This window comes from Paenibacillus sp. FSL H7-689 (genome assembly GCF_000517905.1).
Taxonomy (GTDB): Bacteria; Bacillota; Bacilli; order Paenibacillales; family Paenibacillaceae; genus Paenibacillus; species Paenibacillus amylolyticus.
Map to the genome: position 1 here is coordinate 75,860 of NZ_ASPU01000015.1, position 16,376 is coordinate 92,235.

Here is a 16,376-nt window from a genome sequence, read left to right on the forward strand (position 1 = left end):
AAAAGCACCCTCTTCCTTATTAAGAACGATGAAGCTCTTCGATACTTCCGTCCGCATTGGCAAGAATGACTGTACTAGCCATATCCACAAATAGTCCGTTATCAACAACACCTGGTAACATGTTCAATTGGACATTAAGGTCCGCAGCGTGATCAATCGCCTCCAAGTGGCAATCTGCTATCAGGTTTCCGTTGTCTGTCAGATAACGTTGCTGTCCATCCATCCGCCACTGTGGTTGACATCCCAATTGTTCGAGCGCCTGGAAGGTCCACTCAGAAGCAAATGGAACCACCTCAACTGGAAGCGGGAATTTCCCCAACTTTTGTACGGCTTTGCTGCCATCCGCTACAATAATCAATTTGTCACTATTGGCCGCCACGATTTTCTCACGCAAAAGAGCACCGCCCCCCCCTTTAATCAGGTTAAATTCGGGATCTACTTCATCAGCGCCATCAATGGTCAGATCCAGACGTCCAATCTGGTCAAATGGGACGATGGGAATCCCCCATTCACGGGCAAGCTTGTCCGAAGCCTCTGAAGTGGCAACCGCTTGAATGTTCAATCCATCACGTACCCGCTCACCGATCCGGCAGATGGCATAATAAGCTGTTGAACCTGTACCCAATCCAACCTTCATTCCATCTTCAACATATTCTGCCGCACGCTCTGCTGCTATCTGTTTAAGATTCATCTATAAACCCCCGCTGCTCATAATTTGAGAAATGCATATGTAGTTATTATAGATAAAACCGCTTCCGATGTATATCCGTGCCTTCTGTTGCATCTCTGCCATCATATTTTTGTTTTGTTGAAGGATGTATTTTTACCCACCATGTTATAGAATACAGAATGAAGCTAAAAAATGGGAAATTTTAAAATAAACAGTTCTAAATACCTATAAACCATCTGATATGTCCATAAATACGTAAAATATTAAAAAAAATTTAACGATACTATTCAATTTAACGACATTTTATACGACATATTAATTATAGATGTGTTTTAATAATTAGACACCTATGGTTCATACGGTACATAAGTCTCTACGAAAGCGACTGATAAACCAAGACCATGGTCGCATAAATTTCCTTTGGAGGGGATCACGGAATGATCTAGTTCACTGTACCAATGCAACCCTAAAGTTTCTTAATTTAAAGAAGATCAGGAGTGGAATTTAGTGAAATCATTAAGTTGGAAAAGCATGTCGTTTTTCTCCAAAAATTTGTTACTCTCATTTACCAATATCGTTATCATCGGGGTAGCACTTATCGCAAGCAGTTACTATTTTCAAAAAACAGTTCTTGTTGAACAGCTGCATGGACAGGTGGAACAAATTACCAAAAAATGGGCTGAAGATATCAATCCTGCCGAGGTACAAGCTGCTATTACGGAAGGTAGCTATGATGGAGCAACACAAACGAAATTACGAGCGTATTTCGATGAGATGCAAGAATATTATCCTAACATTGCACAAGCCTACATCTTCGGTGTTGAGCTCGGTGGCGATAACAAGAGATTAACTTCCCTTGTAGCGATGCCAACCAACCTAAGAGAGGCTTTTCAAAGTGAGAACGTAAATATTGGTGACATGTATGAGCAGCCGGTCGTTGTAGCCAATGCACTGAAAGAAATGCTTAATACGGATCGCCCAACATTCACAACATTTTATTCCGATGATTTCGGAACATGGACAACCATTGCATATCCAATCAAAGACAGCAACGGAAAGATTTTCTCATATTTTGCCGTTGATGCAGATGCATCAGCCGTACCCGCGGGACTAAACTCCTTGCTCAAAAACGGAATTATCATCCTTGTGGCCTTCTTGCTGTTATTCCTGATTATCCAATACCTTGTAGTTAAAAACACACTTTCCCCTATCCGTCACTTGATCAAAGGAATTGATGACGTAAGTCGGGGTAATTTGAATGTCAACATTCCGACAGGCAAAGACGATCTGGGACTCGTTAACGAGAAGTTCAACACCATGGTTCGCAAAATCAACGATACTATCGTTAAAGTGCAAATCACGTCACAAGAAGTAAATCAGTCTGCCAAAGAGCTATATGAAGTTTCCGAGCGCAACAGTGAGAATGCAGATTCTATCAATAATAATGTAACTCAAATCACTTCAAACATTCGTTCACAGGAACAGGCAACCCGGGATAGTGCACGTGCCATGTCCGAGATGGCTACCGTAATCCAGACGATTGCCAGCAGCTCGGCAAGTGTAGCGGATGAAGCCTATGAGATGGAACGTCGTTCGCAACAAGGTAACAGCGTTGTCCGTCAGGTGTCTGAACAGATGAATCTGATTACGGAATCGGTTAAGAATACCGCTTCTGCCATTGAGGTTCTGGAGAGTCGTTCACAGGAAATCGGCGATATTCTCAATATCATCTCGGGTATCTCCAGCCAGACCAACTTGCTTGCTCTTAATGCTTCCATTGAAGCAGCTCGTGTTGGTGAAGAAGGAAGAGGATTTGCAGTTGTTGCAGGTGAAGTACGCAAACTTGCCGAGCAGTCTGAACAAGCAACCAGCCAGGTTGGCGTATTGATCCAAGAGATTCAAGCTGGAATTAAACAAGCTGTACGTGCAATGGAACAAGGTACGTCAGAAGTAGATACAGGACTCAGCGTAGCCGATCAAACAGGACAACTGTTCGAAGATATTTTAGAAGCAGCGAAAAAAGTATCTAATCAGATTCAGGAAGTATCAAGCGCGACAGAAGAAATCTCTGCGGGTACGGAGGAAATGACCGCTACAGCGGACGACTTGTCTTCAAGCGTAAGCAAGACAGCAAACAGCAGTGAACAAATTTCCTCATCTGTTGATGAGCAAAAAGCATCTTTGATTACACTGGTAGACTCCTCCACACGCCTTAACAGCATGTCTGAGGAACTCCAAGAATTGATCTCTCATTTCAATGTAAGCAAACAATAATTCAAATCCACAAACATTCGGTTTGAACCAAGGAGGAATAACTGAAGTGATTGAAAACCAACCATCTTCTTCCCATTCCATGGAATCTAGCTTGCCAGTTCTGCAGATTCCACTGGATTTTGGGCGACGTCAACAATCATTCTCTTATCAGTCTGCTCAAATCACATTACATGCTTCTCTGAGCCGTGAACTTAAACAGAAGTATGGAGAACAGATGGTGTACCCGGTACTCCTCTCAGCTTATGCAGCCTTGTTATTCCGATTGTCAGCTGAACAGGAACTTGCCATAGGTATACTTTCCCCCGATCAGGCAGCTTCCTATCTTTCATTACAGATTCAGGGGAAATTGACCTTCAGCCAACTATGTCATCAGGTTTCAGAGCAACTCAAGATTGAATACACGTTGCAAAACGCTGGATACCCTGAATCGTTTTTTATGCTGAATAGTGTACAGTTGCCTCAAGCTCCTCAAATATTAAACTGGAACGTTCGAGATGATCAGAACATGCTCATCCTCGATCTGTTCTATGATAGTTCACTGTTAAAAGAGTCTACGGTGCTGAGATATGCAGAATATTATCAGACTCTTCTACTCGCTCTTGTGCGTGACGGTGAGAAAGCAATCGGTACGGTAGATATTCTTTCCGCCTCAGATCGATTGCTTTACCGTGAAATGAATGATACTTCTGTTCTCGAACCAGAGAATCAGACGGTTCATGGCTGGTTCGAAGCAACGGCAGCGGCATATCCGGATTCACCGGCGATAACATCGCCATCCAAAAGTTATACGTACAGGGAATTGAATGAACGAGCTAATCAGGTTGCACGTGTTCTGTTATCCAATGGATTGCAGAAAGGTGAATTCGTCAGTATCTTTATGGATCGAAGTCTGGAGACGATCATCTCCCTGCTTGGTATTCTGAAGGCAGGTGGTGCATATGTTCCGATCGACCCTGAGCATCCACAAGAACGTAACAGTTATATCGTGGAAGATACGGCGTCCTCCTTCGTGCTGACAACGGAGGCTTCTTATGCCCAAGCTTCCAGCTTGTTCTCCAGTATAGCTACGGTCCGTCAGATTCTCGCTGTGGATGGTCGTTTAGCCGGATTTGCAGCAAGTAACCCCAATCTGGATATTCAACCGGATGATCTTGCGTATATTATCTACACGTCAGGGTCGACCGGTAAACCCAAAGGAGCACTGATTGCCCACCGGGGTGTAACCAATCTTGGCAGTGTGGTTCAGCGTGATTGTGACATTCAACCAGGTGATGTATTAACCCAGTTTGCTACATACAGCTTTGATGCATCCGTGTGGGATACCATTGGCGCCTTGTTCTATGGAGCAGAATTATATCTGTTGTCTGCGGAAGAACGTGTATCCGTTGAAGAATTCGCAAGTGCAATTGAACGGACAGGAACAACCATCATTACGATACTGCCTACGATTTTCTTCAATCAGCTTGCTTCCTACTTATCCGATGAAGGTTTCCACAAGCTGGCCAAAGTCAGAATCATTACTGTAGCCGGAGAAGCGTTATATGGTGAACAGGTTCGTGCCTTCCAGCGCAAATTTGGAAACCAGATTGATATTGTTAATGTGTACGGACCTACCGAATGTACAGTAGCCACAACTACTCACCGCATCAGTGAGCAGGTTCCCGAACATGTGGTGAACATCCCTATCGGTAAACCGATTCATAACTACAAAGTATACATTGTAAATGAAGAACAACAGCTCTGTCCGGCAGGTGTACCTGGTGAGGTATATATTTCTACCCCTGCATTGGCCAAAGGTTATCTGAATCAGCCAGAACGTACAGAGCAAGCATTCATTGAGAACCCGTTTGCGATAGGTGAGAAAATCTACAAGTCTGGCGATATTGCCAAATTGCTGGATACCGGGTTGCTCGAATATGTTGGTCGCAGTGACTCACAGCTAAAAATTCGCGGTCACCGGATTGAGATCGGGGAGATTGAAGATCACTTTGCACGGCTTGATCAGATCCAGAACGTTGCCGTCATTCCGAAGAAAGAATCCGACGGACAAAATATGCTGGTTGGTTACTTTACATCGAAAGATGGCAGTACCCTCTCTGTTTCGGACATCAAGGCAGAACTGACGGAGAAACTTCCATCTTATTTTGTACCAAAGTGGATCTGTCAGCTGGATGAAATGCCGATTGCACCAACTGGAAAAATCAATCGCAAAGCGATGATATCTCTGCCTCATGTGGAACGACATGAAGATCGCCCTGACCGGGTCATGCCTGAGACGGAGACGGAATCCATTATCCTGGACGCATGGAAAGAAATCCTTCAGCACGATGACTTCGGTGTCGAAGACAGCTTCTTCAATATCGGTGGTGATTCACTCCGGGTCATTCATGTACTGGTCATTCTGAAGCCACATTATCCACAGCTGAAAATCGCCGACTTCTTTGCCGAGAAAACAGTCCGCGCTCTCGCTCGTCGTGTGGAAGTATTGTCTCTCAGTGCAGCAGTAGTTACGGATTCAGTGGTGACCGAAGGTATGATTACACAACTATCCGAACACCCTGTGGAGCTGACATCCCAGTTGGGTTATCCGCTCATTCGTGAACCTGAGCATGTGTTACTGACCGGAGCGACTGGTTATCTGGGCTCTCATGTGCTGCAACAGTTAATTCTGAATTCCAGTACACGAATCTACACCCTTGTTCGTCGACCTTCCAATGGAATAACTGCAATGGAACGTTTGACTAACGTGCTGGAAGGATATTTCGGCAAACAACTGACTGACCAACTCTCCACTCGCGTGGAGATTATTGAAGGGGATCTCGAACAACTTAATCTCGGTCTGTCCGATGAACAAAGGGCTTATGTTCAGGATCGAATTGACCGTGTCATCCACTGCGCTGCAGACGTCCGTCATTTTGGCGATGCCGATCAGTTCGCCAAAACAAACGTGGAAGGAACGGTCGCATTACTAGACTTGATTCGTAGCAAACCAGGTGCTTCCTTCCACCATGTATCCACGATGGGTATTCCGGAAGATCTGGCACTCAGCGGACAATGGGAATCTTCCCTGCAATATGATCGGTTCCCGGCTGACTTGCATGTGGACAACCTGTATTCGGACAGCAAGCTTGAAGCCGAGAAAGTGCTCATGATTGCGGCAGAGGAAGGTGTACCTGTCAGCATCTATCGTGCAGGTAATCTCACTTGCCACTCCGAAACTGGACGCTTCCAGTCCAATATTGATAGCAACGCCTTTTATCGTATGATCAAAGCAATGTTATTGCTCGGCAAGGCTCCTGCAGCTGACTGGATGGTTGATTTCACACCGATAAACTATGCAAGTGAAGCTATCGTTCATCTGGCCTTACGTCAGGATACCGCCGGTCGTGTATTCCACATCTGTAATCCGGAGCCCATCCGTTATGATGAGCTGATCCGTTCTGTGAATCGGGCTGGTTACGAAGTCGAAACGCTACCTTTCGCTGATTACACACGTTGGTTGTTCGATGCCAGCATCAGCAAAGAGCCGGAAGCTCTTCAGTTGGCTATTGCACAGCTTGAAGGCGACGGTGCGAAGGATTCAGCATATGTCTATGCTTGCCCTGTCACAACGGCTTATGTGGAACCTGCTGGCATCTCATGTGCAAAAACAGATGATCGCTTCATCTCCGCCATGTTAGACTACGCCGTTCAGATTGGATATTTCCCGTCTGCAATCCGGCGCCATAACGGCACTTCTACAGCGATGGAGTAAGTTCTTTATTTTCAACACTTCGTACATTAGCAATAATCATAAATAACACAAATGAACACAAAGAAGCCACCTTCTCGTCAATAAATGACGATGAAAGTGGCTTCTTTGTTTTTGGCTTCATTCCGGATCACTCTTTTAGACCCATCGGATAATTGCAATGATGGCAAGATGCGCTGGATAGAAATAACGCCAGACCCAACGTGGCCCCTTCATACGGAATCCCGCTTGGTAATACTGAGCAATAGCAATGCCGGCGGTTGCGAGCACACTATACATTTGCACAGAGCTGTTATGCAGCAGAAGATATAGTCCATTTAACACGACATGTGCTACGACAAGTACAGGACCCTGGAAATAGCGGAATAACAGAACCAATAACAACCCGTACATCCCGTAATCCATTTGGCTAATTTCCATGAACCAACCTGCTCCAATTACAATCGGAATCGCCAGTAGTTTGGATGGCAATTTATCAATAACGAATAATACCAACAGGGCTGACCACAATGTCCATACCACGTTCAGAGAATAATGATTAAACGCAGCCATGAACGGCACCTGTGATATGATCGCGATCCAGAACAGCCGCCATATGTATTTTTGTACGTCTCGTGTATGTTTATAACCGATATACACTGCAAAAGCATAGATTGGAAAAGCGATACGACCTATGATCCTCAACTCTATAATATGTGGAAAAAAGACAGCCCCTATATGATCAATTAACATCGTGATCATGGCAATCCACTGCATCATGTTGCGACTCCCCTCCCTTGTTGCCGACGACACAAGTGTGCCATTCATTCATATAGTGCGTCTTTTTGAGCAACCTCTTATACGTTAAGTTCATAATACATGAATTTGGTATCCTGTGCATATCCTTCGGATTCATATAAAGCTTGCGCTTGTTTGTTACTTAACTCAGTTGAGAGTGATATACGAAGAACTCCTCGCTCAGATGCCAATTGCTTGGCTGCTTGCAAGAGCTTCCTAGCAATGCCTTGCTGACGATAATCCGGATGCACATATAGATCATTAAGCACCCAGACAGGCCCCATCGATACCGAACTAAAACTGGGATATAGCTGAACGAATCCAGTACAAATTAAGCCTTTCGAGAGTGACATAACGTTACTTTCATCTGTCCCATGATCACTTTCCGCATCTGTTTCTGCTACCAAAATCACCGATTCATGGCCTTCCATTCGTTCTCTAATATACTGACGTGCTGCCTCAATATCAGCATTTTGGTTGTAGAACATCCTGTACTCATTGAACAAACGTCCCACTTCGTTACTATCAAGAAGACCCGCTTGTCTGATTCGGTGCTGCATTTTACTCAACTCCTCTGGTATGGAGACCATCGTCTCCTCGTTTGTATTTCTTTCAATTGTAAAACAGTCCTTCCCTTTTCCCCATTCATCATCTGCATCAAAGTTTGTAGTATCTTGAGCTGTGAGCTGACATTCGTTCATGCGCGCTTCCAGATTGCATCTTGCTTATCTAGTCCATGCCCATTCTGTACGTTTTGTTATATTTACTTCGTATTGACAAAAATAAAAAGGCGACCAAAGCATCCACTGCTCCGTCGCCGTAATTAATCAGTTCGATTCAGCATTCTGCTGTTCCTGACCAGGATCAGCATCGGGGAAAATGACACCTTTCTTCAAAATCAGATTGGCGTATTGCGCTCGCTCACCAGTTGCAACAATCACATAGGCATTCGAAGCCCGTTTATAAAAATCAAATCGTTCTTCATGATCAAAAGCATCCGTAATGCCTTCGTATTCTTCAATCAACCGGCGATAGTCTTCCCATATGATCGGGATCACCTGATCCCCTTTCACAACCTGCATGACAGCAGCGGGACGCTCAGCATAGGTATCCAGTGGATATAATTGCAGGATGGCATCCAACAGTTCAACAACTCCCAGTGCATCACAGCGTACCAGTCGCTTGGCATGACTGGCTGCGGGGAAATTGCCATCCGCCAGAACCAACTCGTCTCCATGACCCATTTCGGACATGATTTTGAGTAACTCTGGAGGTATTATTGCGGGTATATTCTTTAGCATACACAGCTCTCCTTGGTCATCTCCAACATTAGTTAGAGCAAATTGGTTTTCTCCATTCTTCAAGCACGCTAGACATCGATTATATAAGAGCGGTTTCATCACTATTCTAACAGTATTTTTGGATCATTGCACAGCGCACACGTACGTTCGATATGAGAATATTTCATTTTGACAAAAATACTTGTTTGACATATAGTTGTTGTAACAACTAATTAATTGGGACATTTTATTATGGAAGCGAGGTCTAGCAATCACATGGACTATACACTGGAACAATCTGTTGGATTCATGCTGGGTTTCACACACCGTAAAGCAGTAGCTTTACTTGCGACGCGATTCAAACCTTATGATATTACGACAGAGCAATTTTCTGTTCTCTTTAATGTTGACCGCGGCGAAGGTGTGAATCAGAAGGAGCTCGCTGCACGTGTCTTCAAAGACCAACCCACCACTGCGCGGATTATTGATCTGCTTGAGAAAAAAGGCTGGGTAGAACGCCGGACCAGCGAACAGGATCGCAGAGCCTATCTGTTATATCTCACCACGGAAGGCAAAGCGTTAATTGATATCCTCGTTCCGATTGAAAGAGAAATGAATAAAGAACTTGCTGAAGGTATATCCGAAGACCAGATGGAAGCATTTAAACATACTCTTTCCCTCATTAACCGCAACTTGTAATGAATCACAACTCAGGGGGAATACATCATCATGAAAGAACAATCTACACAACAAGTTAGACTATGGACCACCGATTTTATACTGCTGATGCTGTGCAACTTCTTGTTGTTCTTGCAACTGCACATGATTGTCTCTCCGCTTCCGTCCTACGTTCAGGAGCGATTTCACGCCAATGCGTTTGAAGTAAGTTTATTCACCTGTCTGTTTGCACTAAGTGCCATTGCAGCCCGTCTCTATTCCGCGAAAGCACTGGAGAAGGGCCTTCGTAACGCCATGATCTATATAGGCCTGTCCGTAGCCCTGCTGGCAACGCTCGGCTATTATTTTGCTGCGGGCATAGCTGTACTCTTGTTGCTCAGAATGTTGTTTGGTATCGGGTTTGGTATGAGCAGTACCGCTTTTCCAACGATGGCCTCGGACATTGTGCCCGTCAAACGAATGGGTGAAGGTATGGGTTACTTTGGTCTATCGACTAGCCTTGCTATGTCTATGGGGCCAATCATTGGGGTCACTCTGCTCCAGGGTGCAGGTTTTGTAACCCTGATGTTATGCACTGCGGGTGTGCTCGCTGTGATCTATCCACTGAGTTATTCGCTGACACGCAAAAAAGCAGTCAGAACCGATGACAGTACAACCATCATGCCACAAGCTACAACAAGTGCTTCAGGATCCAACCCAAAACAGAAGACACCTTTCAACCGCAAGCTGATTCTGCCCAGTGTGCTGAATTGCCTATTATCCATCACCTATGGTGGGCTTGTCGGATTCATCGTTTTGTATGGTAAGGAAGCCAATCTGGCCAATCCTGCGCTGTTCTTTTTGTTCAATGCACTCGCCGTGTTATTGGTTAGACCATTTGCAGGACGGATCTATGACAATAAAGGTCCAAAAGCACTGCTCATTCCAGGGGCAATATTCGTTGCTGTCGGCCTCATTCTGCTCTCGTATGCAACCTCCATGTCCCTCCTGTTCATTGCTGCCTTTATCTACGGAATCGGTTATGGTTCCATGCAGTCGTCTCTGCAGACCTGGATGATTCAAGTTGTATCTCCTACTCAACGGGGTATGGCTAATGGTATGTTTTTGAACTCGCTGGATCTGGGTATTGCGACCGGTGCCCTTCTTCTTGGCGCCATTGCGGCCATAACCAGTTATACCGATATGTATCGATATTCCGTGATGTTTATGATTCTGTTCTTGCTTATATATCTGATTCAAGGAAAACGAAGCGGCAGCTTCTCCATTGAACCTCACGCTCTGCTCGCTCATACTCATATTACCGCAACGGAACCACCTCAAGATCAATCCAAGAATTCAGAATCTGGAGCCGGCAACACCGAAACTAGCCAGTCGAATAAAAGCAAACACGAATGATTGGTTAAGGTCATTCTGCTCATAGAAACGAGAAACGCGTTTACACCCAGAAAGCAAATTCATCCGCTTTCTTAGGCGTAAACGCGTTTTTTTTGAACAGATCTGGATGTTAAACTTAAGACAGCATGGAAATGAACGCAGCATACAGCACCGTCTATCTAAAATGGACTTTTCTTGCGACCTATGGAAACATACCCTCTACTCGTCTCGATCACATCCATAGATGTTTCATCCTGTTTCTGCTTGCTTCCTGAAGTAGGTTGATCTCCCTTATCCGGCTTAACTGCAAATAAGGTGAGCAATCCGCCCACTGCGCCAGACGCAGCGAGCACACCAAAAAGCAGGAAATGATGAGAACCGATCAACAAAGAAACGACAGGTGGACCGAGAGATACCCCAATGAATCGCATGCTGCTGAACAGAGCCGTGATTGTGCCCCGCTGTTTTTTGTCCACGCCTTCTGTAATCAAGGCATCCAGACATGGTAACGTTGCACCTATTCCGGCACTTCCCAATGTGAAAAGACCTACTACAACATAGATATTATCGAATAAACCTATAACGCCAAGGGATACCGTCAGAAGCGCAAGTCCTGCAAAGCCAAGCCATTTCATTCGCGTTTTGTTCTTGCCAATCCACTTCCCTGCCAGGAAAGAAGACAGACATAACGCTGCCAGCGGAATCGCAAGGACAAGTCCTTTAAGTACACCTTTCAGGGCAAATTCGCTCTCCAACGTCTCGGATAGATAATATAACACACCAAAGATGACAAACATGCAAATACCACCGATTGCAAACAACGCATACAACCAGCGTCCCTTTTCTTTTAATACGTCACGAATGGATGCTACAAATTCAGGAAAGGTGGGAGGCTTTTCTTTTTTCCGGGGAGTCTTCACCAGGAAAATAACAAGAACCAGCGAAAGCACACAAAGGATAGGAATAGCCATGAATGGCGCATACCACAACCAGACCGCCAGCGCTGCACCCAGAATCGGACTTATGACTTTACCAAACGTATTCGAGGTCTCAATGATACCCAGACTTTTACTTACTTCATTCTCATCATTAAACATGTCCCCAACCAACGGAATAACAATAGGAAATGCGCCCGCAGCACCTATTCCCTGCAATAACCTGCCACCCAGAATGGTCCAGTAGGCTATGTTTCCGTTCAGCATCCATGCTGCCACACCAGCGACAGCACCTCCGACGGCTGCAATAACGAGGCTGGGAATGATAACTGCTTTTCTGCCAAAACGATCCGACAAGTACCCTGCAAGAGGAATAAGCAGGATGGCAACGACAGCGTAGACTGTAATGAGCATGCTGACCTTAAATGCAGATACCTTCAATTCACGTTCAATCTGTGGCAGGATCGGTATTAGCATGGAATTACCCAAGGTCATAATTAAAGGGATGGAAGCAAGTGCGACGAGGTCCCACTTTTTATCGTTCATACCACAACCACCTTTACAGATTCTACACACAACAGCATTATTGTGCTTGTTTCGGAGGTTGATTATTCAGGACATGCTACAACTACAACAATCTAAAGTGCCGTAACGCTGCTCCACCTTTGAAGACAATATATAGCGCATTCACCTTATGTGGCGCCTCAAGCAAACACTGAACTGTTGTCCACTTGATATCTTTCCCATTCACACTGCCTCCAGGTCCAGAAACTTCACACACACCGAGCAGTTCGCCCTCCAGTCCTTCGGAACGAATCTCCAATCTGCCCTCTTCCCCAAAAGCTGCCACTCTGGCTTCAAATCCTTGTATTTCTTGAACAGCATTATGGTTGAAAGCAATCCAAGACGACTGCTCCTCTCGATATAAAGGTTCCTCCGGAGTGATTGCCCGAACTGCCGAACGTCCTTCCAGACATTCATCCAGTAGAACACCTGCACAAGCATCGTAATTCTCGGCAAAGGTAAGCAAGTGCAGCGGGCGATCAGGAATCGTCTCACCTTCAATTTTAATATCAGCCGACTGACGTATATCTGCGGAAGAACGCCCTGCCAGGATGGCCCAGGTCGCGGTCTCCAGGCAGTATCGATCTCGGGTAACATCCCATAGCGCAAGCTTCTGAACAGGAACTTCGAAACTTATCGTAACACACGTCCCTGCTTTGACTTGAACACGACGGAAAGCAAGCAGTTGCTTCTGAGCACGTTTCACTCGGGAGGTATATGAAGATCCATAGATCTGAACAACTTCATCACTGTCACGTTCACCCTTATTGTGTACCTCCACCTCAATCTTCAATTGATCTGTGGTGGTGGATTCCCCCGAAGCACTGCGACTTACACGAATCGCTTCGTATTCGAATTCGGAATACGTCAGACCATGACCAAATGCATATTGAACCGGTCCTTCATGATACATATAAGTCATGCCATTCTGAATGATGTCATAATCCATCATGTCAGGAAGCTGTGATTCGTCTTCATACCATGTCATGTTTAATCTGCCTGCCGGGGCATAATGACCTAACAGCACATCTGCAAGCGCGTTCCCCAATTCCTGACCTGCATGTGTCATATAAACGATTGCGCGGGCAATACCTTTCAACTCCTGCAAGGCAAATGGATAACTGCCCATAATGACAACCACTGTATTGGGATTAGCTTCACATACGGCTTTGACAAGCTCGACCTGACTCGGCGGAAGCAGTAGACTTGGGCGGTCAATTTCTTCTTTGCCGTTGATATATGGGCTGTTGCCAACAACAACGATAGATGCCTGACTGCTACGTGCGGCTTCTACGGCATGTTGTATTCCGCTGGTCACAATATCAATATTGAATGCAGAAGGTATCTGTGTATTGCCTGGTGACTGACTTGCGTGTCCAGAGTCACCAATATCATTCGGATTTGTACCAGTAGCTGTAGTTTGTTCTCCTTGTGGCCGGAGTGGTGATACAGCAGATTGTCCCTGATATTCGCTCAGTCCAACAGGAATACCGTTCCATGTCCGCAAGGTGTTACTTCCATCCGTTAGAGGATCTATTCGAACAACTTCCTTCACAAACCAGCCACCAATCTCCGGTGCGTTTGCCTGATAGATTTGCTCGGTTAAGCTAACGTATCGATTATTATTTACACTTCTCAGCGTATGACTTCCCCAACCCCAATCCTGATGTACAAATTCGGCTGCTGTGTATGCACTGCCCTCCGGTACAGCGACGAGTGTACCTTCCGCACCCAAGGTTATAACCTGACCGTCTGTTGTCTTCAGCTGAATACGGTCATTACCATCGACATAGGTCACGTCTGCTTCAGGTAGCCGATTGCGCAATCCATCGAGGACGGATACACGATAAGGCAGTGTGCCACTGTACCAATCGGTATAGACAACATCCGCAAGTGGCCCAATCACACTGATTTTCTGCAACGCTTCTGCCTGCAAGGGAAGTAATCCATCATTTTGGAGCAAAACAATCGATTCGGCAGCGGCACGATAACTAAGTTTGGCATGTTCCGGTGCACATAATACCGACTCGGGAATAGACGCATATGGATTGAGCCCGGACTGATCGAGTTGTCCAAGTCGCATTCGCACACCAAAGATGTTGCGGATCGCTCTGTCCAAATCAGCTATTTCCAACAGATTCCGGTCAAGAGCCTCCTCCAGAGCAGATACAACAAGATCAACTTCATCTGTAAGACAATCCACTCCTGCCTTCAATGCACCTGCTGCTGACTCGGCATGGCTGGTATGGTAACGGTGATAATCGACCGTCTGGGACAAATCCCCACCATCACATACAATAAAACCGGGCATCGCCCACTCACCCTTAACCACATCATTCACATATGGACTTTCAATGGCAGGTGTACCATTGATGGAATTGTAAGCTGTCATCATGGACAAGGCTCCACCTTCCACAAATGGTGTCTCAAATGCTTTTAAATAATATTCATGCAGATTGCGCGGATCAATGCTGGATGAACAATTCAGCCGATCTTTCTCATTATTATTGGCAAAAAAGTGTTTCAATGTCGCAACCATTTTCAGATAAAAAGGATCATTCCCCTGCATACCTTTGACGAGAGCCGCCGACATTTCTCCCGTGAGGACCGGATCCTCGCCATATCCCTCTTCTGTTCTACCCCAGCGTGGGTCACGTTCCAGATCAACCGTTGGTGCCCACAAAGTTAGCCCGTGAACTTCAGGATCACGGTGATGATATGCCCTAGCTTCATCGCCAATGACTGAACCAATCTCCCGCATAAGTCTCGTATTCCAGGTACTCGATAGACCGAGAGGTTGCGGAAATACCGTCGCCTCCCCTTTCCATGCAACCCCGTGGGCAGCTTCGCCCCCAACGTTGTAGGCTGGAATGCCCAGTCTTGGTACAGCTGCTTCGCGTGTAGGAATTAGTCTGATCTTCTCCTCCGTTGTCAACCGTGCAATCAGGTCATCCAACCTTTCCTCAAGTGAAAGTGACGCGTCCCACATCGGGTATTGATGATACTCCTTCATCCTTCATTCCCCCTGCGAATTAGTTAAGTCCAAGTTGCTTCCATTGCTCCAGTAAATCCAGCGTGCGCTGGCGATACTTCTGACCATCTTCAGGTTGATTGACCTGATGTTCATGAACGTAGGCATTAAAATACGAAGACAGTATTCGATAGGCAAGCCTGCGTGCCTGTCCTTCAGCGGATGAGTCCAGTGGACGATCATATCCTTCATGAAAAGCCGCTGATTCTGACGACAATATTGCTTCAAACTCCCTGTCGGCAAACATGGAACGATCTCCGTCGATGATGGCCGCAATGTTTAGCTCACCGTTTTCTACATGAACAAGCACGTTGGCTTCCCACAGGTCATTATGAACGAGTACCGGACGGATCACTTGATCAAATAAGTCTTTATTTTTCATGAATATAGCTACGATCTCTTCTCCGACACCTGGCATATAATCGGCTCGTGCCGCTTTAAGTGCTGTTTCTTCTGCAAAAGAGTACAGCACCTCGGACCATTGATCCGAGCCTTTAATTGAACCGTCCCCCTGCGGCCAACCAAACGATGCACCCTCGATCTGATGCATGATGGCGGTATAGGCGCCAAGCTGATGATACAATCGCTCTTTGTCTATATCTGAAATCGATTCGTGATCGAGTTGCTTACTCGGGATAAACTCCATAAACATGTATGTTCTTGGGATGATGGACCCGCTGTCATCACAAGCGATAATGTTGGGAGCAGGAATGCCTGCCTTACGGTAATATTCATACACAATCGGTTCAGCCGCCATCATCGTACGTTCAAACGAAAATAGGGGATCACTCGCAGAACCAGCCGCCATCTCACCCCGCTCTGGAGCCAAACGTAAAATCACATCCGTATAGGATGTATGTTCAAGTTGAATCCGATAGGTTGTATTAAAAAGTCCACCTTGCAGGAGACCAAATTCCTTCACTTTGGTATCGCTTCCAAAATTATTTTCTACCAGATGATGCAGCATCTCTGCTGATATCGTGCAGTGCAAACCGGAATTCATTGTACTCATTTCATTCAATCTCCTATCATCGTAGACAAA

At 45.6% G+C, this 16,376-nt stretch carries 11 protein-coding genes; 4 read left to right on the plus strand and 7 right to left on the minus strand.

From position 1 onward, the window contains the following. Positions 1-19 precede the first annotated feature (19 nt). A complete protein-coding gene (rpiA, locus tag C170_RS11340) occupies positions 20-691 on the minus strand; it encodes a ribose-5-phosphate isomerase RpiA (RefSeq protein ID WP_017689275.1) in 672 nt (223 codons plus the stop codon). Between the two features lie 510 nt (positions 692-1,201). Here rpiA and C170_RS11345 point away from each other — a divergent pair. Both C170_RS11345 and C170_RS11350 read left to right on the plus strand, forming a co-directional pair. Further along, positions 1,202-2,944 (plus strand): methyl-accepting chemotaxis protein, encoded by a 1,743-nt coding sequence (locus tag C170_RS11345; RefSeq protein WP_036610901.1) that lies wholly within the window; start codon positions 1,202-1,204, stop codon positions 2,942-2,944. 79 nt (positions 2,945-3,023) lie between these two features. Then, on the plus strand, positions 3,024-6,698 hold the full coding sequence (locus C170_RS11350) for a non-ribosomal peptide synthetase (RefSeq protein ID WP_051447188.1): 3,675 nt from the start codon (positions 3,024-3,026) through the stop codon (positions 6,696-6,698). Positions 6,699-6,833: 135 nt separating this feature from the next. Here C170_RS11350 and C170_RS11355 read toward each other — a convergent pair whose 3' ends face one another. From C170_RS11355 to C170_RS11365, 3 genes are all read right to left on the minus strand, one after another. Continuing rightward, entirely contained in the window at positions 6,834-7,454 is a 621-nt protein-coding gene (locus C170_RS11355; protein ID WP_235200754.1) for a TraX family protein, read from the minus strand. Positions 7,455-7,531: 77 nt separating this feature from the next. Then, positions 7,532-8,173, minus strand: a complete 642-nt coding sequence (locus C170_RS11360) for a GNAT family N-acetyltransferase (RefSeq protein WP_235200755.1) — start codon at positions 8,171-8,173, stop codon at positions 7,532-7,534. 126 nt (positions 8,174-8,299) lie between these two features. Further along, positions 8,300-8,773, minus strand: a complete 474-nt coding sequence (locus C170_RS11365; protein ID WP_036609525.1) for an RbsD/FucU family protein — start codon at positions 8,771-8,773, stop codon at positions 8,300-8,302. A gap of 231 nt (positions 8,774-9,004) precedes the next feature. Between C170_RS11365 and C170_RS11370 the strand changes: the two genes are divergently transcribed. Together C170_RS11370 and C170_RS11375 are read left to right on the plus strand one after the other, a co-directional pair. After that, positions 9,005-9,451, plus strand: a complete 447-nt coding sequence (locus C170_RS11370; RefSeq protein WP_235200756.1) for a MarR family winged helix-turn-helix transcriptional regulator — start codon at positions 9,005-9,007, stop codon at positions 9,449-9,451. A gap of 30 nt (positions 9,452-9,481) precedes the next feature. Next, positions 9,482-10,825, plus strand: coding sequence for an MFS transporter (locus C170_RS11375; RefSeq protein ID WP_036609527.1), 1,344 nt, complete (start codon positions 9,482-9,484; stop codon positions 10,823-10,825). Between the two features lie 158 nt (positions 10,826-10,983). Here C170_RS11375 and C170_RS11380 read toward each other — a convergent pair whose 3' ends face one another. The 3 genes from C170_RS11380 to C170_RS11390 form a co-directional block, all read right to left on the minus strand. Further along, on the minus strand, positions 10,984-12,285 hold the full coding sequence (locus C170_RS11380) for an MFS transporter (RefSeq protein WP_036609529.1): 1,302 nt from the start codon (positions 12,283-12,285) through the stop codon (positions 10,984-10,986). A gap of 82 nt (positions 12,286-12,367) precedes the next feature. After that, positions 12,368-15,316: a glycoside hydrolase family 3 C-terminal domain-containing protein gene (locus C170_RS11385; RefSeq protein ID WP_036609531.1), complete on the minus strand. Its 2,949-nt coding sequence runs from the start codon at positions 15,314-15,316 to the stop codon at positions 12,368-12,370. Between the two features lie 19 nt (positions 15,317-15,335). Then, positions 15,336-16,346, minus strand: a complete 1,011-nt coding sequence (locus C170_RS11390; protein WP_036609533.1) for a phosphotransferase family protein — start codon at positions 16,344-16,346, stop codon at positions 15,336-15,338. Between the last annotated feature and the right edge of the window lie 30 nt (positions 16,347-16,376).